The organism is Piscinibacterium candidicorallinum, assembly GCF_047549485.1.
GTDB classification, from domain to species: Bacteria; Pseudomonadota; Gammaproteobacteria; order Burkholderiales; family Burkholderiaceae_C; genus Piscinibacterium; species Piscinibacterium candidicorallinum.
Genome location: NZ_CP180191.1, coordinates 2,689,308 through 2,713,414 on the forward strand (window position 1 = coordinate 2,689,308; position 24,107 = coordinate 2,713,414).

9 protein-coding genes and 1 tRNA gene are annotated in these 24,107 nt (G+C 61.7%); 6 read left to right on the forward strand and 4 right to left on the reverse strand.

Features of this window, described 5'->3' with window-relative positions; all coding sequences use genetic code 11:
* Positions 1–390 precede the first annotated feature (390 nt).
* The 6 genes from ACMDW7_RS12195 to ACMDW7_RS12220 all read left to right on the forward strand — a co-directional run bounded on the left by ACMDW7_RS12195 (position 391) and on the right by ACMDW7_RS12220 (position 7,214).
* Entirely contained in the window at positions 391–1,056 is a 666-nt protein-coding gene (locus ACMDW7_RS12195) for a response regulator (RefSeq protein WP_377300483.1), read from the forward strand.
* Between the two features lie 131 nt (positions 1,057–1,187).
* Complete coding sequence (locus tag ACMDW7_RS12200; protein ID WP_377300482.1) at positions 1,188–2,858, forward strand: sensor histidine kinase; 1,671 nt, start codon at positions 1,188–1,190, stop codon at positions 2,856–2,858.
* A 649-nt stretch (positions 2,859–3,507) separates the two neighbouring features.
* Positions 3,508–5,181, forward strand: coding sequence for an MFS transporter (locus tag ACMDW7_RS12205; RefSeq protein ID WP_377300481.1), 1,674 nt, complete (start codon positions 3,508–3,510; stop codon positions 5,179–5,181).
* 94 nt (positions 5,182–5,275) lie between these two features.
* Positions 5,276–5,352: transfer RNA gene (locus ACMDW7_RS12210), tRNA-Met, on the forward strand.
* A 529-nt stretch (positions 5,353–5,881) separates the two neighbouring features.
* Positions 5,882–6,154 carry a DUF4224 domain-containing protein gene (locus ACMDW7_RS12215; protein ID WP_377300480.1) on the forward strand — a complete coding sequence of 91 codons (273 nt, stop codon included), beginning with the start codon at positions 5,882–5,884 and terminating at the stop codon, positions 6,152–6,154.
* Position 6,155: 1 nt separating this feature from the next.
* Entirely contained in the window at positions 6,156–7,214 is a 1,059-nt protein-coding gene (locus ACMDW7_RS12220) for a tyrosine-type recombinase/integrase (RefSeq protein ID WP_377300479.1), read from the forward strand.
* A 199-nt stretch (positions 7,215–7,413) separates the two neighbouring features.
* Here ACMDW7_RS12220 and ACMDW7_RS12225 read toward each other — a convergent pair whose 3' ends face one another.
* The 4 genes from ACMDW7_RS12225 to ACMDW7_RS12240 form a co-directional block, all read right to left on the reverse strand.
* On the reverse strand, positions 7,414–8,799 hold the full coding sequence (locus ACMDW7_RS12225; RefSeq protein ID WP_377300478.1) for an HlyD family type I secretion periplasmic adaptor subunit: 1,386 nt from the start codon (positions 8,797–8,799) through the stop codon (positions 7,414–7,416).
* Positions 8,799–20,591: a calcium-binding protein gene (locus ACMDW7_RS12230; RefSeq protein WP_377300477.1), complete on the reverse strand. Its 11,793-nt coding sequence runs from the start codon at positions 20,589–20,591 to the stop codon at positions 8,799–8,801. The genes ACMDW7_RS12225 and ACMDW7_RS12230 overlap by 1 nt, the downstream gene beginning before the upstream one ends.
* A 512-nt stretch (positions 20,592–21,103) precedes the next feature.
* Entirely contained in the window at positions 21,104–21,826 is a 723-nt protein-coding gene (locus ACMDW7_RS12235; protein WP_377300476.1) for a hypothetical protein, read from the reverse strand.
* Between the two features lie 21 nt (positions 21,827–21,847).
* The gene (locus tag ACMDW7_RS12240; protein ID WP_414859553.1) at positions 21,848–24,013 is read right to left on the reverse strand and encodes a peptidase domain-containing ABC transporter; all 2,166 of its coding nucleotides are present in this window, start codon (positions 24,011–24,013) and stop codon (positions 21,848–21,850) included.
* Positions 24,014–24,107 lie beyond the last annotated feature (94 nt).

Genomic DNA, 24,107 nt, shown 5'->3' on the forward strand with positions numbered 1-24,107 from the left:
GGGATGTACTGGGCCTGGTGAGCCAGACCCTTTCACGGCGTTGATCTGGTTTCTTGCACAGGCTGTTGATTCGTACAGTAACTGTGTTTTTAACAGGGTGCAAGCGGCCTGGCGATCATGCCGTGGCTACCCGCTCGCGTGTTGCATCGGCCCGACATGGCGGTGCACTCCACGCTTGCGCGGGCACGGAGCGGCTGGATGCCGCGCGCACGGTGCGTGAACGCGGCTTGATCCACCGCAGTAGCTGCCCAAACCGCAGATCGGGTGTGCACTGACACAACACCGGGGCATCGATACACTGAGTTCACAAAGCCGACCTGCCGGGCCGCCGCGCGCCTTTCGCGCCGCCGCGCCGCACCGATGCAGGCGAAAAAACAACGAGGAGACTGCATGCGCATCCTGCTGGCGGAAGATGATCCCGTGCTGGCCGACGGATTGCTGCGCTCGCTGCGCCGCGCCGGCTATGCGGTGGATGCCGTGGCCTCCGGGACGGAAGCGGACTACGCCCTGTCCACGCAGGAGTTCGATCTTCTGATCCTCGATCTGGGCCTGCCCAAGATGAGCGGTCTGGATGTGCTGCGCCGCCTGCGCGGGCGCGACAGCCGCTTGCCGGTACTGATCCTGACGGCGGCGGACAGCGTCGATGCGCGCGTGAAGGGTCTGGACCTCGGTGCAGACGATTACATGGCCAAGCCCTTTGCGCTGGAGGAACTGGAAGCCCGCGTCCGCGCGCTGGTGCGGCGTGGCGCCGGCGGCGGCCCCACCCTGCTGCGCCACGGCGCACTGGCCTTTGATCAAGTGGGGCGTGTGGCCTACATCAACGACAAGATGGTGGATCTGTCCGCCCGCGAGATCGGCCTGCTTGAGGTGCTGCTCTCGCGCGCAGGGCGCCTAGTGAGCAAGCAGCAGCTGGTGGATCACCTCTGCGAATGGGGCGAGGAAGTTTCCAACAACGCCATCGAGGTCTACGTACACCGCCTGCGCAAGAAGATCGAGACCGAAGGCGTTCGCATTGCCACGGTTCGGGGTCTGGGCTACTGCCTGGAGAAGGTCTAGCGATACGCTCGGTGCTGTAGTTGGTGCAGCGGCCTGAGCGTCCGCCCCGGCACATTCGGCAGGCGCGCGTGCCGCACCGAGTCCGCCAGATTGCCCTGCCCGCCCCGCCGTTCTGAATTTCACCGAGCCCCATGAGCGAAGGCCTGCCCGCCGAAGACCGCCCGCCAGGCGCTGCAGCCGACGCTGCCGGCGCCTCGGCGGCGCGCGCAAGCTGGGCAGCGCGGCACGGCGGCGCCCGCCGTCGCATCGATCTGGAACCCACCGGTGTCATCGAGGCCCCGCCGCCGCCTGCGGACGGCCCCAAGCCCGCGCGCTCCCTGTTCGGGCAGATCATGATCTGGGTGCTGATGCCCCTGCTGCTGCTCTGGCCGCTGGGTGTGGCGCTGACCTACCCGATTGCGCAGGCGATTGGCAGCGGGCCCTTCGACCGCAGCCTTGAAGTGGCTACCGAAGCGCTGGCCGAGCAGGTGCGGCGGGTGGGCACCAACCCCGTCGCGCTGGCCGAACTGGGCCGCCGGCTCGTCCGCAGCGACGCCGAATCTCCGCAGATCTTCCAGGTGCGGCAGGCCGACGGCGACAACCTCGCCGGCGACCCGAGCCTGCCGATGCCGCGGGTGAACGACGACCCCAGCGAAGCCGAGCCGGGGCGCATCTACCTGCAGGACCTGCGCTTCTTCGATGACGACTGGCGTGTGGCCTACACCTGGGTCGAGCTGCCGCGCGGCTTGTCTGCCCCAGGCACGCGCAGCAACGCCGCCGATACGCCCGAAGCCGCCGCAAACGACGCCGCGAACCCAGCCTACGTGCTGGTGCAGGTGGCCGAGAGCAGCGTCAAGCGCCGGGCGCTCGCCCGCGAAATCCTTCAGGGCGTGTCCATCCCTCAGCTGGTGATGCTGCCGATTGCCGTGCTGCTGATCTGGCTCGGGCTGGCGCGCGGCATCCAGCCGCTCGATGTGATCTCGGACAAGCTGCGTGACCGCGGCGCGGCGAACCTCACGCCGATCGACCTGCGCGAAGCGCCCACGGAACTCGCACCCCTGGTGGCGGCGTTCAACAACGTGCTGGTGCGGCTGGACGAGAACATCGCCAACCAGCGTCGCTTCGTGGCCGACGCCGCGCACCAGCTGAAGACGCCGCTGGCCGGCCTGCGCATGCAGGCAGAGCTGGCCATGCGCGAGTCCTCGCGCGAGGAACTGGAACGCAGCCTGAAGCAGATCGCGCGCGGCAGCCAGCAGGCCTCGCGCCTGGCCACGCAGCTGCTGAGTCTGGCGCGCGCGGAGAATCAGGCCGCCACGCACGAGCCGCTGGAGCCGGTGGATCTCGTCGCCCTGGCCAGCGAAGTGACGGCCGACTGGGTGCCCGAGGCCCTGCAGCGCGGCCATGACCTGGGATTCGAGACCTCTGACGAGGACGTGCGCGTGCTGGCTGCGCCCACCATGCTGCGCGAGCTGCTCAAGAACCTGATCGACAACGCCCTGCGCTATACGCCGGTGGCGCCGGGACGGCCGGGGCACATCACGGTGCGCGTCTGGCACCAGCCCGTGCCCATGCTGGAGGTGGAAGACAGCGGCCCGGGCATTCCTGAGAGCGAGCGCGAGCGGGTGCTGGAGCCCTTCTATCGGATTCTGGGTGGCAACACCGACGGCAGCGGGTTGGGTCTGGCGATCGTGCGCGAGATCGTGCGCCAGCACGGCGCCGATCTGCGCCTGATGGACCCGGCGCACGGCGGCAGCGGGCTGGTGGTGCGCATCATCTTTACCGCCGGCGCCAGCAACGAGCCGATTCCGGTGGTGGAGGCCTGAGGGTGTCGCTCCGCCCCGATGCTTGAGGCCGGGGCAGAACAGGCCACCGACAGGCCGGCGTGCGCGCACACCTTGGCAGGCGCGTTCCGAGGCACTTTCCAGACCTCTCTCAGCGTGAGATGCAACGTAGATTCTTCGCCCGAAAAATGGCCAAGATCCGCGCACCACAAGCGGAAAGTGGCCAATTGACTCCTTCAAACCCTGATTGAAAATAAATACTTTTTTTGAGTTCTTTTCAATAGAAGTTTGAAAATATCAGCTGTGATGGCCACTGCTTGCGCCTCGAGACCTGGTGGCCTAGCCCATCGCCGCGCCGGACTGCGACTGGCTGCGCGACCCGCGGCAGGCCGCAACAGGGTCCGCTAAAAAAATTCCGCCACGGGAAGGGCCCGCCGAGACACTTTTTGCTGCAGCGCAATATGCGCCGGCGCTCGCTGCGCCCTTCAAGACGCCCGCAACGGTGTTGACCCCGCAGACAACGCCTTGCAAACACGCTGCAAATGCCACCAAGTGCTTCGAACCCGCAGCCAAATTGCTGCAACGCAGCGTAAGTTGTAAGTCAGTTTCCAGCAAGGGCTATGTAAGGGGTTCTCCCTAGGCTTCAACCCATGGTCCCGCGACCGGGGCTGCTTTCAAGGAGTAGGGAGACATGGCAACAACCACAGTAGGCGCGGGCTCAGCCGCTCGCCCGATGTCGCCGGAGGAAAAGAAGGTCATCCTCGCGTCGTCACTGGGCACGGTGTTCGAGTGGTACGACTTTTATCTGTTCGGCGTGCTCACAGCGATCATCGGCGCGCAGTTCTTTGCACCGCTGGACCCGTCCACACGCGACATCTTCACCCTGCTGGCCTTCGCCGCCGGCTTTGCGGTGCGGCCCTTCGGCGCGCTGGTCTTCGGACGCCTGGGCGATCTGGTGGGGCGCAAGTACACGTTCCTGGTCACCATCCTGCTGATGGGCCTGTCCACCTTCGTGGTGGCCTTCCTGCCGGGCTACGCCAGCTGGGGCATTGCCGCGCCGATCATCCTGATCAGCCTGCGCCTCTTGCAGGGTCTTGCTCTGGGTGGTGAGTACGGCGGTGCCGCCACCTACGTGGCCGAGCACGCACCGATGGGCCGCCGCGGCGCCTACACGGCCTGGATCCAGACCACCGCCACCGTGGGCCTGATGCTTGCGCTGATGGTGATCCTGGGCACCCGCCTCACAATCGGCGAGAAGGAATTTGCCGACTGGGGCTGGCGTGTGCCCTACGCCTTCTCTGGCATCCTGCTTCTCGTGTCCATATGGATCCGCATGCAACTGAGCGAATCGCCCGCCTTTGCCCGCATGAAGGCTGAAGGCAAGACCTCCAAGGCGCCGCTATCCGAGTCCTTCGGCCAGTGGAAAAACCTGAAGGTCGTGCTGCTCGCGCTGCTGGGCCTGACGGCCGGCCAGGCCGTGGTCTGGTACACGGGCCAGTTCTACGCCTTGTTCTTCCTGCAGACCTACCTGAAGGTGGACGGTGCGACGGCCAACATCCTGATCGCGCTCTCGCTGATCATCGGCACGCCCTTCTTCCTGCTGTTCGGCTCGCTGTCGGACAAGATCGGCCGCAAGCCCATCATCATGGCCGGCTGCCTGATTGCCGCGCTGACCTACTTCCCGCTGTTCAAGGCCCTGACGCACTACGCCAACCCCAAGCTCGAGGCCGCCATCGCAGCCGCCCCGATCAAGGTCGAGGCCGACCCCGCCACCTGCAGCTTCCAGTTCAACCCGACCGGCACGGCCAAGTTCACGAATGCCTGTGACCTCGCCACCGCTGCGCTGGCCAGCAAGGGGATCAGCTACGACAAGGTCGCCGCCGCGCCCGGCACGCCGGCCACCATCAAGGTGGGCGAGAAGGCCATCGTCGCCTACGACGGCAAGGCGCCGGACGCCAAGGAGCAGAAGGCCCGCTTCGACAAGGAGCTGACCGCGGCACTGGCCGAGGCCAAGTACCCCGCAAAGGCCGACCCGATCGCGCCGCTGTCCTTCAACTGGTTCATGATCGTGGCCATCCTGACCATCATGGTGATCTACGTGACCATGGTGTACGGCCCCATCGCGGCGATGCTGGTGGAGCTCTTCCCCACGCGGATCCGCTACACCTCGATGAGCTTGCCGTATCACATCGGCAACGGCTGGTTCGGCGGCTTCGTGCCGGCGATCGCGGCGGCCATCGTGCTGGCCCAGGGCAACATCTACGCCGGCCTCTGGTACCCGATCGTGATCGCGGTCATGACCTTCGTGATCGGCACCCTGTTCGTCAAGGAGACGAAGGACGTGGACATCTACGCCCACGACTGAGGCACACTCCTCCGGTCAGCACATGCCCGCTGACCCTTTGCAGCCCGCGCCCTGCCCAGGTCGCGGGCTTTTTTGTGCCATAATGTATTGCTCAGGCGCTTTAGCTCAGTCGGTTAGAGCGACGGAATCATAATCCGCAGGTCCGGGGTTCGAGTCCCTGAAGCGCCACCAGTCTGTAAGCGGCTCTCCACGTGGGAGCCGCTTTTCTTTTGCTCCGCAATTTCGGGCTTGCTCCGCAATTCGGCCATCCTGGCGCCTCGGGGACCTCAACCAAAAACCCGGCCATGCAGCCTGCAAAGCTTGCGTGTCACAAGGTGGCCGGCTATCTTTGCAGACACTTTGCGCGCGGTTGGGTTGCGCGCCACCTACCTCGGTGCACTTGCCGGCACCGGCGAACAACGCAGCAAACGCTGTAGGTTCGATGAGCGGGCAGCCTCTGCGCTAGCCGTCACCAGTTCGGGCCTGACCCGGGCGAGCGTCCGAGTCCCGGGCCCCTCGCAAAATCACCAATCTCTAAATCCAGTCAAGGCCCGACATTTGTCGTCCTTGAGATGCACCGTCGTGTCGGACTGTTTTGCGCGAGTCCACCGGTGGAGCACGCGGCCGGCTTTGCGCACGGCCAGGGTGACACCCAAGACCTTTCCTCTCGTCCAGCGGCGGCTGCTCACGCACGCGCATCCCTCTCGCGAAGGATGCATTCATGTCTAGCTTTTCTGCTCCGGGCACGCTGCTGACGCTGCCCGCATTTTTGTCCGACCCGGAGAAGGTCGAACTCACGGGCGCGCGCTCCGCCAAGCTCCAGATCATCGAGCTCAAGCGCTTAGGTTTGGCCTTTGTCATCAATAGACGCGGCGAGCCTGTCGTCTACCGAGACCAATTCGTACCGCGCAGTGTCTTTGCACCGCCCGCCTTAGCACCGACACCTCCGACTTGGACATCGGCTCATCGCAGCGCCCGGCAGGGAGGACGCTGAGATGGGACGAAAGCACACCAAGCACTGCCATCTGCCCCCGGGGATCCGCGCACGCAAACAGCGCTCTGGCAAGGTGTATTACTACTTTGATTTGGGTGGGCGTCCGCGCAAAGAGATTCCTCTCGGTACGTCGCTGGTCGATGCGCTACACAAAGCAAGGACCTTGGGCGCTGAAGCTGTTGACGGCGCTCCGACCCAACCGACCGTTGTGGACATGTTCCAGCTCTTTGTGAAAACCAGGTTCTCCACGCTGAAGCCTCGTACCCGATCGGACTACGAGGAGTACTTCCGCAAGCTCTATGAATACTTCGGCAATCCACCAGCGCCTCTCGATGCGATTCGCGCCGAACACGTCAAGGAGTATCTCGATATCAGAGGTGAAGCCAGCAAGATTCAAGCAAATCGCGAGATCGCTGCGATGAGCTCTATGTTCAATCACGCTCGCGCATCGGGGCTGACGAACGCCCAGAACCCGTGCCGTGGCGTCAAGCGTCACAAGGAGAAGGCACGCGATGTGTACGTCAGTGATGCTGCGCTGACGGCACTCATCGATGCTGCACCTCGACCGCTTCAGCAGGCGCTTCGGCTGGGGCACCTCACCGCATTGCGGCCAGGCGATCTATTTGATCTGACCCTTGAGAACATCAGAGACGGCGCGCTCCACGTTGTGACGTCAAAGACGGAGGAAAGGATCTCCTTCGCGCTGGAAGGTGAACTTGCGAGCCTGGTGGAAGAGATCCGCAATACACAGCGAGCGACAGGATGCACTTCCCTCCTGGTGAACGATCGCGGAGGCAAGTACAGCTATAGCGCGGGAGATAATGCTTTCGAAAAGGCGAGACTGCGCGCCGCCCATGCTGCAGAAGGCGCGGGAGCGACGCAACTGGCCGCTGAGATCCGTAGAGCACAGTTCCGAGACTTGAGGGCAAAGGCCGCCTCAGACGTCGCGGAAACACGCGGGATCCTGGATGCAAAAGCCCTACTTGGACACCGATCGGTGGTAATGACCGAACGGTATGTACGTTCGCGGCGCGGCAAGAAGGTCAAGCCGACGAAGTAGCCGCGCGTCGGGCGCGGATGAACTCGCCTCGTTCGCGCCCCATATCAATGCTCGGAAAAGATATATCACGTAGGTGCGGGCACTTTGGTCGCAAGCCAAGCAGCCGCTTGCGGCCAAAAGCGGAGGTCACTGCGTCCGCCACCTAGCCCCGTGATTCAGCGACGGCTTCGTGCTGCACATTGCTATGCGCAACTTGCACTTACCGCTCCCGAGCTGCCTCGCCACCCACCTTCTGGATCGGTGAGAGCAAATACTCCAGCACCGTGCGCCGACCTTGGTGTACCTCCGCACTGACGAGCAAGCCCGCAGATAGCCGGAGAGGTCGGCCATCCGCCTGGCTCTGAAACGTCTGACTGTCCAGCTTGACCAAGGCCCGATACCCCAAGGGCTGCTGCAGCGCGCTGCCCACCGAGCTTTGCCCAAGCGGCGCGCGTTGGGCACTTGCGTCATCGGCGGAGTCCGCGGACAGTGTCAGTACCGCGCCTTCGAGCATCCCGTGCTTCTGGAAGGGATAGGCAGCAACCTTGATGCGTACCCGTTGACCCGGCGCCACGTAACCCGCATCTTCATTGCGCACCGTCACCTCGGCCATGAGCGGCTCATTGGCGGGTACGACCTTGAGCAGCACGCTGCCGGCGGGTGCAACCGCGCCAACTGCCAAGCTGTTCAGTTCTGTAACGGTGCCATCGACCGGCGCGCGCAGTTCCAGCAGCCCGGCACGGTGGGTCTGTTTGGCTAGCTCGCCCCGCAGGCGGCTGAGTTCGCCGCTGGCCTGCACGCGCTGGCTTTGCAGCTCACTCTCATAGGCGGAGCGCACAGACGCGATACGCCGCTCGGCCTGCGCAATCACCGCTTTCAGGGCCTCGATGCTGGCCTGCTGCGCCTTCAGATCCTGCTCTCGCTCCAGGCGCTCCCGGACCTTGTCTTTGGCGGCCAACGGAGAGACGAAGCCGCTGGCGGCGAGGTTCTCTTGGGCGGCGGCCTGCTCGCGCAAAATCGGCAGGGTCTGCTCCAGCTTCTTCTCCACTTGGCGGGCGGCTTCGAGCTCCTGGCGCGCCTTGTTCAAGGTCTCCTGTTCCTGGCGGATGGAATCCTCGAACGCTCGGCGTCGCGCACCGTATTGCGCCAGGATCTCTGCATAGAGGGCCGGCGGGTCCCCTGCCTTCTGGATGAAGGGTAGACCCTGGAGCTCGGCATCGATCCGGCGAAGTGTGAGTGCTCGGGTGGCCTCATCGTTCGCCAGGATACCCAGATCGGCTTGCGCTGCCTGCGCATCCAGACGCATCAGCACCTGTCCAGCCTGGACCATGTCGCCCTCCCGCACCAGTAACTCCTGCACCCGCCCGCCATCCACGGGCTGGACAACTCGGGTGAACTGCTGCGGCACGAGCCGACCCTCGGCGCTGACGATGATGTCCAGCTTGCCGAAGACCGCCCAGAGCGTCAGCAGCCCGAACAGGGCGCTGACACTCCAGAGCAGTGCCCGCGGCAGGCGCTGCGGGGGCCGCTCCTGCAACGCCAGCAGATCGGGGGCAAAGTCCAAAGCCTGGGTGCGCAGCCCCCGTAACTCAGCTGTGGCGCTCATTAGGGCTCCATGGAGTAGCCACGGCGCGCCCAGCGAGCTTCCCGGTCAGCCAGCAGAGGATCCTGCGTCAACGCCTGCCCACGATCAGGCGGTGCCACCATCAGAAGACCTGCGTCGGGCGCGATGACGGCGGTGTCGCTATCCCCAGCGCCATCGGTTGCGATGGCGCGCTGCCACTGGTCCAGAGTGCTGTCCGACACCGTCCAGCGATCCAGAACCGGGTAAAGCGGCGTGAACACAGGCTCCACCGGTGCATCGGGCATGAATGCGCCGCCATCGGGCAGCTCCTGCTCAAACAGGAAGCGCGGTGCAGGGCGCAAGAGTCCGGAGACCTGCGTCACAGCGGTACTTTCGCTCACCAAGGGGAGCGCAGGCCCCCGCCCGGCGGCGACTTTGATGCTGTTGGGTGAGGCCACCATGAGCTCGTCGAGCGCGCTGTCCTTGGGCGCTTCGCAGATCGCGATCTCCGATTCATTAGTACTGACCTGGCCACCCAGTTTGATGGTGTTCGGCGAACCCATCTGGGCATCCTCTCCCTTACCAGAGGCCATAGCGGTCGGGTCATCGCAGACCGCGATCTCGCCATCGGCGGCGCCTGCTGCCACTGCTTGTTCAGCCAATGCGGCCCGGACCGCAGCCTCCTTAATACTGTTGGGGGCAGTGTGGGTATCGGTCTGCTTGATGCCCGCTGCAGGCTGCTGATCATGAATCCAAAGCAGGTCGCTGGCCGAGGCCGTGGTCGCATCGGCTTGCACCGGCAGCCCATTTTCGGGGGTGTCTGCATCGACGGTCTCACCCAACCAGTTGCGCTCAATAAGGCCGCGGTGAATCAAGGCCAAGTTGTGACGTGGGCTTGCAGCAAACCAGGACTCGGCCAAGCGGGCGGTGGTGTTTGCCACAGGCTCGGGTGCACTGGTGGGCGCCGCTGCGGGCACGCTGCCCTCTGCGGCGGCTGGTGTGGCGGCCGGGGTGGCGGCGTCCACCAAGAGGTTTCGACGCATCCAGGGCATACGACTGCCGGTGTTCGGCACGGACTCGGATACGGCACGCAGCGTCTCGACACCACGTGTATCTGCCCAGCGCACGTCGGCAGTGGAGAGTACGCGCTGAACCGGGTCGGTCACGCGTAGAGTGGAGTCGCTGGTATTCGGGGATTGGGTCGGTGCAGTCATTTTGCTTGTCAGTCCAGAGTTGGTGCCCAGGCTCCAGCGCACGATGGCGGGATTGCTGGTGCGAGCGGTGTCGAATTGGCTGGCGATGGTGGCCAAGTTGATGGTCTCGGCGCTGGTCGGCGTGGCCGCTGAGCCGGGCACCCAGTTGGCATCGGCAATGATGCGTAGGGTGCCCACCTGACGGCTGCCCGTGTACCAGTTGCGCAGGGTGATCTGCTCGCCACTACCCACCTCGACCACCAGGTCATTGCCGTTCTTGAACAGCACCACATTGCTGCGGGTGATGCCCCCAGAGAGATCCAGCGTGTCGGTGCTGTTGCTGCCGCTACCCACCACCAGATCAGCCCCATCGCCCCGAGCAAAGGCAATGCGGTCATTACCCGTACCGGTGTTCAAGGTGTCGTTGCCGGTGCCACCGATGAAGATGCCATTGCCGGCCGTGGTGGTCAGGATGTCTGCCCCAGCTCCCCCGCTGAGGGTGTCGTTGCCCCCACCGCCAGTCAGGGTGTTATTGCCGGCGTTGCCGATGAGGATGTTGTTCGCAGCATTGCCCGTGGCATTGATCGCGGCCGTGCCTGTAAGGGTGATGTTCTCTACATTGGCGAGCGAGGCGACGCTGCAGGTGATGCTGGCCTCGACCGTGTCGGTGCCCTCGTTCGCGTTTTCGGTGACGACATCGCCAGCTACATCCACCACATAAGTGTCGTTACCGGTACCCCCCACCATCGTGTCGGTGCCTGCACCACCATCGAGGCGATCGTTGCCAGCAGCACCCGTGAGCGTGTTGTTGGCGCTGTTGCCAATGAGAAGGTTGTTCGCAGCATTACCCGTCGCATTGATGGCCGCAGTCCCAGTGAGGGTGATGTTCTCGACATTGGCGAGCGAGGCGACGCTGTAGGTGATGCTGGATTCGACCGTGTCGGTGCCCTCGTTCGCGTTTTCGGTGACGACATCGCCGGCCACGTCCACCACGTAGGTGTCATTACCCGTCCCGCCTGCCATCGTGTCGGTCCCTGCACCGCCAACAAGACGATCGTTGCCACCGCCACCGGTTAAGGTGTTGTTGGCGCTGTTACCGGTCAGGGTGTTGTCACCGGCGTTGCCCGTGCCATTGATGGCAGCAGTGCCGGTCAGCGTGAGGTGCTCGACGTTTGCGCCCAGCGTGAACGTCACGCTCGAATCGATCCGGTCAACGCCTTCGTTGGCGTTCTCGGTGACGACATCGCCCGTGGTATCGACGATGTACACGTCGTCGCCGGCTCCCCCAAGCATCGTGTCGTTGCCTGCACCGCCGTTCAAGGTATTGGCGGCGGCATTGCCACGCAGGATGTTGGCCAAGCCGTTGCCGGTGGCGTTGATCGCGGACGTGCCTGTGAGCGTTAGGTTTTCGACTTCTGTGCCAAGGGTGTACGTCACACTGGACTCGATCGTGTCGGTACCGCCGCTGGCTGCTTCGGTCACGGTGTCGCCGGTGTTGTCCACCACGTAGGTGTCGTTACCTGCGCCGCCGGTCATCGCATCAGCACCTGCACCACCATCGAGGCGGTTGTTGCCGCTGTTGCCGGTCAGGGTGTTGTTGGCGACGTTGCCCGTGGCGTTGATCGCAGCTGTCCCGGTGAGGGTGAGGTTTTCGACATTCGCTCCGAGGACGAAGCTGACACTCGATTCGACTCGGTCGGTTCCCTCATTGGCGCTTTCAGTGACGACATCGCCCGCGTTGTCCACGATATAGACATCATTGCCGGCACCGCCCTGCATCGTGTCGGCGCCAGCCGCACCATTCAAAGTGTTGTTGCCGGCATTGCCAATCAGCGTGTTGCTCAGCGAGTTACCCGTACCGTTAAGCGCAGCCGTCCCGGTGAGCGTGAGGTTTTCCACGTTCGCGCCCAACGTGTACGTGATCGAAGACTCCACCCGATCCACACCCTCGTTGGTGTTCTCGGTAACGACATCGCCTGCAGCATCAACGATGTAGACGTCATTGCCCGAACGGCCACGCATCGTGTCACTTCCCAGTCCGCCGTCAAGCACATCGTTGCCCGCGTTGCCCTCGAGCACATCATTGCCGCCTAGGCCAAGTGCTTGACCCCCACCAGGCAGTGAGTAAAGCGTATCTGCGAGGTCCGTTCCTCGAATCGTCGATGCCAGCGTCCGAACCTGATCAGCGGTGAGCACTGTGCCGTCGTTGAACACGAAACGCTCGACAGTTGCTAGCCCCCCCTCCGAAAAGAAGTATCGGACTCTCACCGAGTGGCTACTGCCGACTTGACGAACAAGAAGGTCTTGCGGTGTCCCGCCTTCGGAAATCGCTTCAAAGCTGATTTCGGAGACGCTCAAACTGCCGTCAAACTGCACAGTGTCCACGCCAGCATCGATGATGCTGTACTCAGGGCGCAGGCTTATCGCTTCATTGATCTCGTCGTTTCCAAAGTCGCGACTAAACCGATAGGTATCTGTGCCGGCACCGCCATACAGGCGGTCGTTACCAGCGCCACCTTCGAGAAGATCTGCCCCTTCCGCACCATCTAGGGTGTCGCCTCCAGCACCGCCGCGAAGCGTGTCGTCGCCACTGCCCCCATCCAAGTAGTCATCACCGTCGCTACCAGACAGTGTGTCAGCGCCTCGATCACCATAGAGCGAATCGCTGCCTGCCAATCCGTCAAGTACGTCGTTACCAGCATTACCCGACAGCAGGTCTGCACCTACGGTCGCCGTTCGACGCGAAGAACTGAGTAGCGCGATCTCGAACTGCTCTCGCTGCCAGACGGATCCATCATCGAATCTGAGACGGGTCGCGAGGTCAGTACGGAGCGCAGACGCGGTCTCGCTGGGGAATGCAAACCGAAGCGTCATGCTCGATCCGTCCGACAAGCGAATGATCAGATCTGCCCCATTGCGCGCGAATGTCACTTGATCCATCGACACTGACGCCTTAAGCCGCAGATCGACAGATGCAGCACCCGCATTGATGACATCCTGACCATCACCCAGGCCGAACTCGATCGCTACTGCGGTGGCTGTATTTGCTCGGCGGACGACCGTGATCTCATCATTACCGGAGCCGCCCTCAACAAGGTCGCCGCCGGAATAGCTGAAGATTCTGTCGTTTCCAGCACCGCCGCGGAGCACGTCCTTCTGCTCGCTGATGTTTGCGTAGTTGTATGCGGTCGTATCTAGTCCGAGGATCGTGTCGTGGCCATCGCCACCTTCGATGGTGTTGGCCCCGTAGCTGCCAAAGAGCAGATTGTCTTGTGCATTGCCTTGGAGATTCACATCACCTGCGGCGTAGCCTAGCCCGAGGTTTTCGATATTGACAAAGTCTGTCAGGCGGACTGTGGTTGATCCGGCCTGGTCGACCTGCACAGTGTCTAGCCCGCCACCAGCAGCCTCAACAACCGAGTCACCTAAGCCAATCACATAACGGTCGTCTCCTGCGCCGCCCGTCAGCACGTTGGCGGCGCTGTTGCGCGCGCCGTTCAAGGTGTTGTTACCCGCGTTGCCAGTACCGCTGATTGCGGTACTTCCGGTTAGCGTGAGATGCTCGATCTCGCTGGACAGCGTCATGCTGATGGACGACTCGATCGTGTCAATCGATCCGATTCCGCCGCGTTCGATGACCCGATCGCCGAGGTTGTCGACCACGTAGATGTCGTGTGTATCTCCACTGATCATGACGTCGGCACCTGCACCTCCATCAATGAAGTACGTGCGGAGCCGGTCTTGGGACCACTGAACCTGAGAGAACGGGTTCGTGATGGCGCTGCTTGCCTCAGAGACGTCAATGACGTTGTTGAGGCTGTTGCCAATCATGTACCTATAGGTCGTTTCCGGTGGATCGATTGATACATAGCTAATCGAATTGGCAGTTGAAGCACGCTGAACGAGGTTTTCAATGTTGTCGCCAAGCGCTTCGCTCCACCGCTCGGTCTGCAGCGTGTCAACGCCTTCGTTGGCGTTTTCATATGCCCCACCCGCAAACGGCGAGTCGATCGGAGAGGGCACGACCGGGTAACCTGCGCTACTCCATCGGCCGCTGTGCCTGACGATGTACAGATCGTCTCCTTGGCCGCCAATCAAGACATCGCCGCCGCCGCCATCATCCAGGGTGTTGCCGCCAGAGTTACCTCTGAGCGTGTTCTTGTTGCCGTTTCCAGTCGCGTTGAGATTCAGAGTTCCGGTCAGCGTGAGATTCTCGACACCGTTGGGTAGCACGAATGACACTGAGGCCGACACGGTGTCACCATCACCAGTTGTTGAGTCGGTGACTGTGTCATTCCAGTGATCAACCACGAAGTTGTTGGCAGTTGCAGTGCCCGTTTGGCTGTTTGCCGAGGCCGCTCCATTGCTCAGCCGACTTTGGATATCCGCGAAGGTCCAGTTGGTGCCCCCTGCGAATCGAATCGTCTCAATCGTTCCGTTGGGCTGAGAGAAATAGCGAGAGACTCTGATTTCGTCTGCGCTGCCTGCGACCTCAAGGATCAGATCGTCGTTCGCATCGCGCGTGAACGTGACGTTTGAGGTCGTGATCCCTGCCCCGAGCTCAAGACGGTCGTTTCCGGCGCCGGGGATGATGGTCGACGACACCTCATTGATTTGGTCCGACCCGTGACCCAATCCGAACCGATACACGTCGTCGCCGGCTCCACCCTCAAGCAGGTCGCTGCCCGCTTCGCCTACAAGTACATCAGCGCCATCCATACCGAAAAGCACATCGTTTCCAGCGCGCCCAATAAGCGTGTCCGCCGCATCCGATCCGACGAGGCGGTCATCACCAGCTGTTCCGTTGCCTATGGCGCTGAGTATCTGCGAGCGAGTCAACACGACTGACCCGCCGTCGAACTCGATTCTGTCGATCACCGAGTCGCCGCCGGATGCTCCGGACTTGAAGTAGTCATTGAGCTCGGCGACTTGGGTCTCTCGCCGCGTCACTGGGTCGACATGAATGAGCAGGAGGGAGTCTCGACGTGAGCCGGTTGCGGGACGGCGAACCAGGATGTCGGCCCATTGGATCGACGGATCAACCCGTAACGTGTCGATCGATCCGGGCGCCGTGTCGGTACCCGTGACCCAAACGCTGCCGCCAGGCCTAACGACGATGGTGTCACTTCCCTCACCACCGATCACCTGCACGGATGGGCCCCTGGCTTCAAGCGTGTCATTGCCCTGACCGCCATACAGCACATCGTCTGAGCCCCCGATCAATAAGTCGTTGCCGCCCTCGCCGTACACGATGTCCCTCCCAGCGAGTCCATCGAGTACATCCGCGTTCGGTGTGCCGACGATGAAGTCATTGCCAGAGGTGGGCTGAACAGCCAACTGTCGCAGCTGTTCTCCGGTCCAAATGGTCGACGCGCTGTCAGCGAACTCGACGCGGCTGAATAGTCGACCATCCTGCACGAAGGCGTACCCGGGGAGTCGGACGCGGTCACTAGTCGTATTGCCGCCAGCATCAAGCAGGTCGATCCAAACCACGCCGTCTGGCCCTTGCGCCTGGATGCGTACCTGACTCGGTGCAATGCCGGGGCCGAATCGCAGCACATCTTCACGGGCACCCCAGTTCTCAAGGGTGATTTCTAGAGATCCGATTCCTCGGTTGATGAGGAACGTGTCTGCACCCTGCCCACCAACCAGCCATCCAGAGCCTTGCTGCGCACTCAGTGTGTCGTCGCCACTTCCACCTCTGGCTGTACCGAATCCTCGCAGCGTGATTTGGTCATTGCCAGCACCGCCGTCCAGCGTGCCGCCCCCCATGAGCACATCATTTCCGGCCTCGCCGTTTGCCGTCTGCGAACCACCCAGGGATGTGCCAGTGTCGAGGAGGTCGTTGCCGTCACCACCAAAGAGGGCGTCGTCGCCGTCGCCACCTTGGAGGTTGTCGTTACCGGCATCTCCATACAACTGGTCGTTGCCTGCTCCACCCATCACGGTGTCGTTACCGGCACCAGCAAACACCTGGTCATTGCCGCCGCGAGCATTGAGTGTGTCCGCACCCTCGGATAGATAAACGACATCATCACCCTCGGTGACCAACAGGTCGGGAGGCGTGAGGGGAACGGTTGCTGGCGAGAAGACTTGGCCTTGGATCTCTAGTTTGTCTTGAGAGCCTGCCCGGAAGAAGCCGCGGAAGGCGACCTGATCCTGGCTGCCAGCGAAGCGCACGATGAGATCGGACTGATAGCGGATGAGTTGCGCCTCCGCGATCGTGTAGCCATTGACTTGGAGGGTATTAGCTTCGAGTGCACTGACTGACGCGAGCACTTCATCGCTACCCGCACCGCGACTGAATACAAAGCGATCATTGCCGCTGCCACCATCCGCAATCTCGTTGCCCGTACCGAAGGTGATGACATCGGCACCATCGCCCGTCTCGAAGCGCCGGTTCAACTCGTCTCCCTGAACCCGGTCACTCGCGGCGGTGCCGTAGACGGGATTACTCACCGCCCATGATGGCGGGAGAACCAAGTCAACGCCCCGATCAAGCAGCTGCTGCCAAGTCATGACGGTGCCATCGGCGAAGGTGAGGCGGTCTACCGGACCTTGGTTGATCAGGGTGTCAAGATCGCCACCAAGTCGGATTGCGTCAGCTTGCGTTCCATAGTGGAGCGTGATCCCCCAGTTATCGGGGTCATAGGACAGTCGCACGCTGTTGGAGCTGACGCCTGTACCAAAAGCAAATCGGTTTGCCTCGCGCTGCCCGAGTGCAATTTGCTCCGCGTCCTTGCTGACCTGGTCTAGTCCGTCGCCCTGATTGAAGACGAAGGTGTATCCGCCGCCTGTTCCACCGCGCAAAAAGTCGTTACCAGCGCCACCGCGTAACGTCGAACCTGCCCCAAGGGCTGACAGGCTGTCGTTCAGCCGCCCACCGGCGAAACTGAGCCCGCTCTCCATCGATGAGTAGGACACCCGTTCGTTGTACCGCTCGGTGATGAGGTCTCCGAGTGTTGCGCTGGTACCGTCGGCATTCCGGATCACCAGGCCAGCTTGTACAAACGCGTTTTGAATCGCGATCTCGCCCTGCAAGAACTGCAGATTCACCGAGCCATAGCTCGCTCCAGCTGCGACACCTGCAGCATCAACACGCATGCCGTCCAGAACAATGGTGTTCGCGCCTTCGCGATCATCAATGTTCTCTCTGAGGTTGCCCGCGTCGTATAGGTCCGACGCAGAGATGACGTAGGTGTCATCTCCGGCTCCCCCGGCAAGATAGTCTGCACCTTGCCCCCCGGTGAGCACATCGTTGCCGTCGCCACCGAATAGACGGTCATTGCCCTCGCCACCGACGAGTGCATCATCGCCCGCCTGACCATCGACGATGTCTACACCGGCGCCGCCATCAAGCTGATCGTCGCCTGCACCTCCACGGAGCCAATCGTCGCCAGCATCGCCGCTTAGCGTGTCAGCCCCCCCCTCGCCGTCGAGCTCGTCGTTGCCTTCCCCGCCGCTCAGGACATCGTTTCCACTGCCACCATCCAGGCGATCACTGCCGGCCCCACCCGTCAAGCTGTCATGGTCATTGCGTCCGAGAAGCCAGTCATCGCCGGTACCGCCTGATAGCTGATCGTTGCCGTTGTCACCGTCGAGATAGTCGTTCCCTTCGCCACCGTCGAGCACATCGGCGTCAGTGTTGCTCTCGCTACCCGGGCTGGAAGCGCTGCCGCCATACAAGCTGTCGTTCCCTGAACCGCCCAGAAGCGTGTCGCTGCCATTGCCGCCCGACAGCAGGTCGTTGCCTGCACCGCCGTCCAAAAGGTCATTGCCGTGCAAGGCGACGATCTCGTTGTCACCATCGCCGACTAGCGTGTCATTGTCCTCGCCGCCGAATAACTGGTCGTCGCCTCCACCCCCAGATAAGTAGTCCTCTCCCGTCCCACCGTCGAGGATATCTTTGCCGCGGGCAACGTCCTGTCCGGGTACGTCGGTCCCAAAGTCTCCGTAAAGCGTGTCACCGCCTTCGCCGCCGACCAGTCGATCGTCGCCACCATCGCCTTGCAGGTAGTCGATCCCGGAGCCGCCGTCCAATTCATCCGCGCCGTGATGTTGCGCGCCCAGATCTGCAATGTCTCCATCGCCGCGCAGGGAATCATCGCCTTCGCCGCCAATCAGCACATCCGCGCCGCCATCCCCCTGCAAAACGTCATTACCTTGCTCGCCGTCGAGATAGTCGTCGCCATGCAGTTGGCCAGCAAGGTTTCTGTCGCCACTGTCGCCGCGCAGTTGATCGTTCTCGGACCCACCGAATAGCTGGTCTGAGCCGCCACCGCCCTCCAAAGAGTCGTTGCCTCCTTCGCCGTCAAGGTAGTCGTTGCCGTGGTGCTCTCCGCTTAGATTGCTGACTCGCGCATCGCCAAGCAGCTGATCGTTGTCGGCACCGCCGAACAGGGTGTCATCGCCCCCGTCCCCTTGGAGATAGTCATCGCCGGCCTCGCCGTCCAAGTAGTCTGCACCATGGAGTGCTGGCGGGAGCACTTCGACCCCATCTCGTATCGCCGAACCATCACCGTACAGTCGATCAGCACCGGTACCGCCGTAGATCTCATCGCTGCCTTCCTGGCCCGAAAGTTGGTCGTCACCAGCTCCGCCATCGATGTAGTCGTTCCCGCCCGCACCGGGAGTCCCTGCTTCTACGCCGTTAGGCTGTCCATACAGCAGGTCACCGCTGATCGAATCATTCCCATCGTCGCCAAACAGGGTGTCTGCGCCTTGCATGCCGACAATGCTGTCGTTGTCTGCACCGCCGTACACCAGATCATCACCGGTGCCTGCACGAATCAAGTCGTCGCCGGCGCCACCATCAATGATGTTGCCCGCGTCAGTCCAGCTGATCGGACTGAAGCTGTTATCTACCGGGAAGTAGTTGGGATTGCCCTCAGCGTCGGTCCACATGCCGATCGCCCACCCATAACCCTGGCTGAAGACCTGACTGGGTAAGTTGAGCGCGGGGTAGGTTCCGCCTGCTGGCGCATGGGAAGTACCTCCTCCCGAACCCCAGATCGCGTCGTTGCCGTTGCCTCCCCGCAGTACATCCCTGCCACGTTGGCCGAATAGGACGTCGTTGCCATCGCCGCCATCGATAACGTCGTCACCGCCAAAGCCACTCAGCGCGTCGTTGCCCGCTCCGCCCTGCAATCGATCATCCGTATGATCCAATCCGTACAGCACATCGTCGATGCCTGGCTGAGGTGCCCCTGTAAGAAGAACGTTGGGGCCAGCAGGGTCTCGCACAAATTGCCACGTACCCGGCGCAGACACGACTGTGGTGTCGATCACGCGCTCCATATCACCCAAGACGTTGAGACCGCTTGGTGGCGGTACCGCAGCATCGCTCAGGTTGATGCCGAGGTTTCCGTTGGTAAAGCCCCGAACAACGATTCGATCTTTTGAGTCAAGCTTCTCGATGATGAGGTCTTGGGTTCCATCGACCTTCTTGCTCAGGCTGTAACGGACTTTCTTGTCCGCGCTCTGCCATATGCCCTCCGAAAGCAGCAGGCCACCGCTCAAGACATAGCTGGTATCAAACCGAATCGAGCCTTGGCCGTCCTTGTCAGCGACGACGTCGCCGTCCTTGGCTTCGCCTGACGTGAACAGATAGGTGTCGTTGCCCGCACCGCCGAGCAGCGTGTCGGAACCTGCACCGCCGTTCAGGGTGTCGTTGCCCGTCTGGCCTTCCAGATAGTCGTTGCCGGCCTGGCCGTTGATCGTGTCATTGCCGGCGCCGCCATAGAGGCGGTCTTGCACGCGCTCAGCATTGGTACCGCTCAGTGTGTCATCGCGGGAGTCGCTTCCAAACACGATGTTTCGATCAAAAAAAGCACCCGTTTGTCCAGGTCGCCGGGTTCTTGGCCGGACCTCTAAGCGTCGAATGGAGCCATCGGCTAATGTGACCGAGTAGTTGGCAGCTTCATCGCCGACGACTTGTACCGTGCTACCCGAAGGCGCGCTCAGGCTACGCCTTGTAGCTGCCATTGCAGCTAGCAGTCCCGATCTGTCCCGAACCCAGGACTCACTTAGGCCCGTGTACTCAGAGCGCTCGTCTTCGAGCCTCACAGCCTCAGCGACGGCCGGGCTTATCGACAGTGCAATCGGCGATAGAGCTACCAGTGCGGCACGTGCGTCGGAGTTGACCAGCGCATCAGCCGCGATTGAAGCGGCGCTAGTTGGCAGATAACGAGCTTGGAGAGCCTGTAGCTCAGCTGAGCTTAGGGCGCCAAAAAATGCGCGCGCGGTCGACTCAAACTCCGGAACCGACGTAGTTCCAATCAACTGCTGGCCTTGAATAGCTCCCATCAACATGTCTAACGCAGCACTGGGACCGTCCCGTGCGACCAGTCGGAAAACAGGCTGCAGCTGCGGGTTCGTTGTACCTCCAATGACGGCTTGCATTAGGGTCTCCACGGAACGCGGACCGAGGAGATAGGCCGAGACGGTCTGGCCAATCACGAAACTGTCAACCAGTAGCTGGATCGGCTCGTCAAATGCGGCGCCATAAGCTGCATCGATTGCGAGTTTGTACGCGTATGCTGCATACAACGCATCGCGAACATCACTCAGAGAGTCAAGCCTGCTAGGGGTTCGCCCTAGCAGTCGAGCGCTCTCGTCTTGTGTTAGCTGCGTGAACAGCAAGGACCCAGCCCAGGCTGAGTTTTGTTGAGTTGCCGCGGCGGAATCGTTGATATCTCTGTTAAACAATACCGTACCCACTGCGGTTGCGTCCGCACTGGCAATTCTGCCAATTGACGGTACTATTCCTCGCGACCAATCACCTGACTCGCCAAGCAAATCACTTAGTAAATTTTCTGCAACCCTATTTGACGCAAGCTGCATTCCAACTATTGTTCCACCCCGCGTATCAGGTAGAATTAAATCTGACGCATTAATACCATAACGAAGCCGGTGCTGTGTGTCAGTGTAAGTTCTGATAAGGGCTGCCATCGCACCGCGCCCAGCATTGGCTTCCGTTGCACCACGCAGCCATAGTACCGATGGATCAGTTAGAGCTACACCATATTCGGCAACTAAGATATCTGCAAGACGTTGGTAGATCCTCCAATACGGTATCTGTAGCAACCGCGCCTGGTCCCGCATCGCGCTAATTTCCGCAAGGTGTGTCTCTCCTAGTTGAACAGATACTTGGTTCACTCAACTTCCTTTACAAGCTTCAAGACCTCAATGATGTTTTTGTAGATCTCAGGCCAATCTCGTCCATGCTGCTGCGCGAATCGGACGTCTATGGCTAGATCTGCCTTCCATCGAAAACTTGCTCTGCAAGACCCAATCCGGTGCGAAACATCACAAACCGCTACTACAGGCTGTCCGCTTATGGGGTCCAACGAATTAGTGGCTATATATATTCTCTGAGCATTTTTTACTCCTTCCGTACCAATCTCATACACTGCCAATCCTTCGCTTAGTTGCTTTCGGCGCGCGGGCATGTCTACTCGCTTCTCAATTTCTCGAATTTTCTCCATGGCGGTTGGTAGCGCGCCAATTGGGCGTTCTGGTATAATAAGAAAAAATTCTACGCTATAGTCGTAAGCCTGACCCTGAAATCGAGCAGCATAGTCTTCTTCGGGGGTAAGCTTTCTTGAACGTGTTGCCAACGACCACTGAAAACCTGAGGGTCCTTGCTGAAATCCATATTGCGCTGGGGCCATGAGCAAATACCGTCCTCGACGCAACAGCACGTAACCTGTAGGTAATGGGCCTACATTAGCCAGATCAGCGTCTGTCACGACAGTTTGCGGAGGCTCAGGCGCCGGAGTGGTGGTTTCGTGTTGATGACAAGCAAGAATCGAGACGAGGATGCCCACTCCGACTATTCCGACAATCCGGTTGGTGTATTTGTGCTGGGGTTTCATGTGGAGCCTCGCTACACCTGTCTAGTATTTTTCAAGATATATAACTCGCTCAACTTTTAGTTTATTTGGCAAGCCGTGGGTGATAATCAGCGAGGTGACTTTGCCGCGCAGCGCGTTGACGGTGCCGGCGAAGGATTCGGCCGTTGCCTGATCCAGATTGCTGGTGGCCTCATCAAAGATCAGCACCTTTGGGCGCTTCAGCAACGCTCGGGCAATGGCAATGCGCTGCTTCTGTCCGCCTGAGAGCCCCGCGCCGCGCTCGCCAATTTCGGTCTGGTAGCCCTGGGGCAGTTGTTCGATCACGCCGTGGATCTCGGCCATCTGGCAGGCCTGCACGATCTCTTCGAAGGTGGCCTGGGGGTTGGCCATCTGCAGGTTCTCGTAGACGGTGCCGCTGAAGAGCACTGTTTCCTGCGGTACCACGCCGAACAGGCTGCGCAGCTCGTTGGCAGCCAAGTGGCGGATATCGATGCCGTCGATGCGGATGCTGCCTTCGGTCGGCAGGTAGAAGCCCTGCAGCAGCTTGGCCAAGGTGCTCTTGCCGGTGCCGCTCGGCCCCATGATGGCCACGGTGGTGCCGGGTTCTACGGTGAGACTCAGGTTTTTGTAGAGGAAGGGGCAGTCATCGCCATAGCGAAAGGCAATGGCTTGCACCTCAATCCGGCCCATGCCTGCGGCCTGGCGGCTGGGGGTAAGGCTGTAGGGCTCGGTGGGGGCGTTCATCAGATCGCCCAGGCGCTTGACGGCCAGGCTGGCCTGCTGGAACTGGGTCCAGAGACCCGTCAGACGCATCACCGGCTGGCTGAGCTTGCCGGCAAACATCTGGAAGGCGACGAGCATGCCGATGGTGAAGGCCGGGGTGGTCATGACGATCCAGGCGCCGGCCAGCAGGATCAGCAGGGTCATGGCCTGCTCCAGGGTGCTGACGACCACGTTGTAGGTGTTGCCCAGCTGCTTGGTACGAAACCCAGCGTTCAGGTAGCTCGCCAGGTACTCGGCATAGCGCTGCTTGAGCTGGGGCTCCATTTGCAGGCTCTTGACGGTTTCCATGCCGCCCACGTACTCGGTAACAAAGGCCTGATTGCGCGCGCCGAGCAGGAACTGCTCGTTCAGGTGCTTCTGGAACAGGGGTGCGACCACGGCCGAGGCGATCACGATGACAGTGAGGATGCCTAGTGCAATTAGGGTGAGCGGCACGCTGTACCAGAACATCAGGGCCACGCAGATCAGCAGGAAGGGGATGTCCAGGATCAGGCTGACGGCGGCGGAGCTGATGAACTCGCGGATGGTCTCCACGCCCTGCAGGCGGGCGGCGATGACGCCCGTGGGCCGGTGGGTGAAGTAGCGAGGTGGCAGCTTGAACAGATGTTCGAACACGCTGTAGCCGAGCACGGCGTCCACCCGGTTGCCGGTGTGCAGGATGAGGTATTGCCGTACCCAGGTGAGCAGGGCGGTGAAGAGCATGAAGATCGTCATGCCCACGGCAATGGCGATGAGCGTGCTCTGGGTGCGGTGCACCACTACCTTGTCGATGATGGCCTGGGTAAAAAGGGGCGTGGCCAGAGCGAGCAGCTGAAGCACCAAGCTGGCCAGCAGCACGTCGCGCCAGACTTTCTTGTGCTTGAGCAGCTCGGGGATGAACCAGGCGAAACTGAAACGGCGGGGGCTGGCTTGGCCGTTGGCGTGGGCGGTCTCGGCTTCGTCGGGGTCGGCGACCGGCGGCGCAGCGGGCTTGAGCAACAGAACTTGGCCAGCGAACTGGGCTTCGAAGTCCGCGACCTTCAACACCTCGGGCCGCGGCTGGCCAGGCCGGAAAAAGGCAACGCGTTCTGCATCCGCCTGGGAAATGATGACTGGGGTAAGCGTGCCCGACTGCGGATCGTTGGCGGCGGACTCAGCCGCTTCGGTCGATGCGGGTCTCACGCCGTGCTGACTCGGTGTGTTGGCGCCGTTGACCAACGCGATGCAGGGCAACGCCAGATCGCCGAAGCGCTGCGGCTTGGCGCGGATCAGCTTGGCCTTGAACCCCAGGGCGCGGGCGGCAGACAGCAGGCTTGAATCATCGTGCGGCGGTGGGAACTGCTGCGCCAGCAGGTCGGAGCTGAACGGGATGCGGTGAATGGCACAGGCCGAGCCCAGCGCCCACACCATCGCCTCGCGATCGACCGCGAGTCCCCCTGCTCTCACAACGCCCTCCCTCTACTGTCAGGTCTAGCAGCTATGTCTGTTCTGCACCGCCAGGTTTTGACAGGTCCGAAAAGTAGGGACAATGGCGACGGCA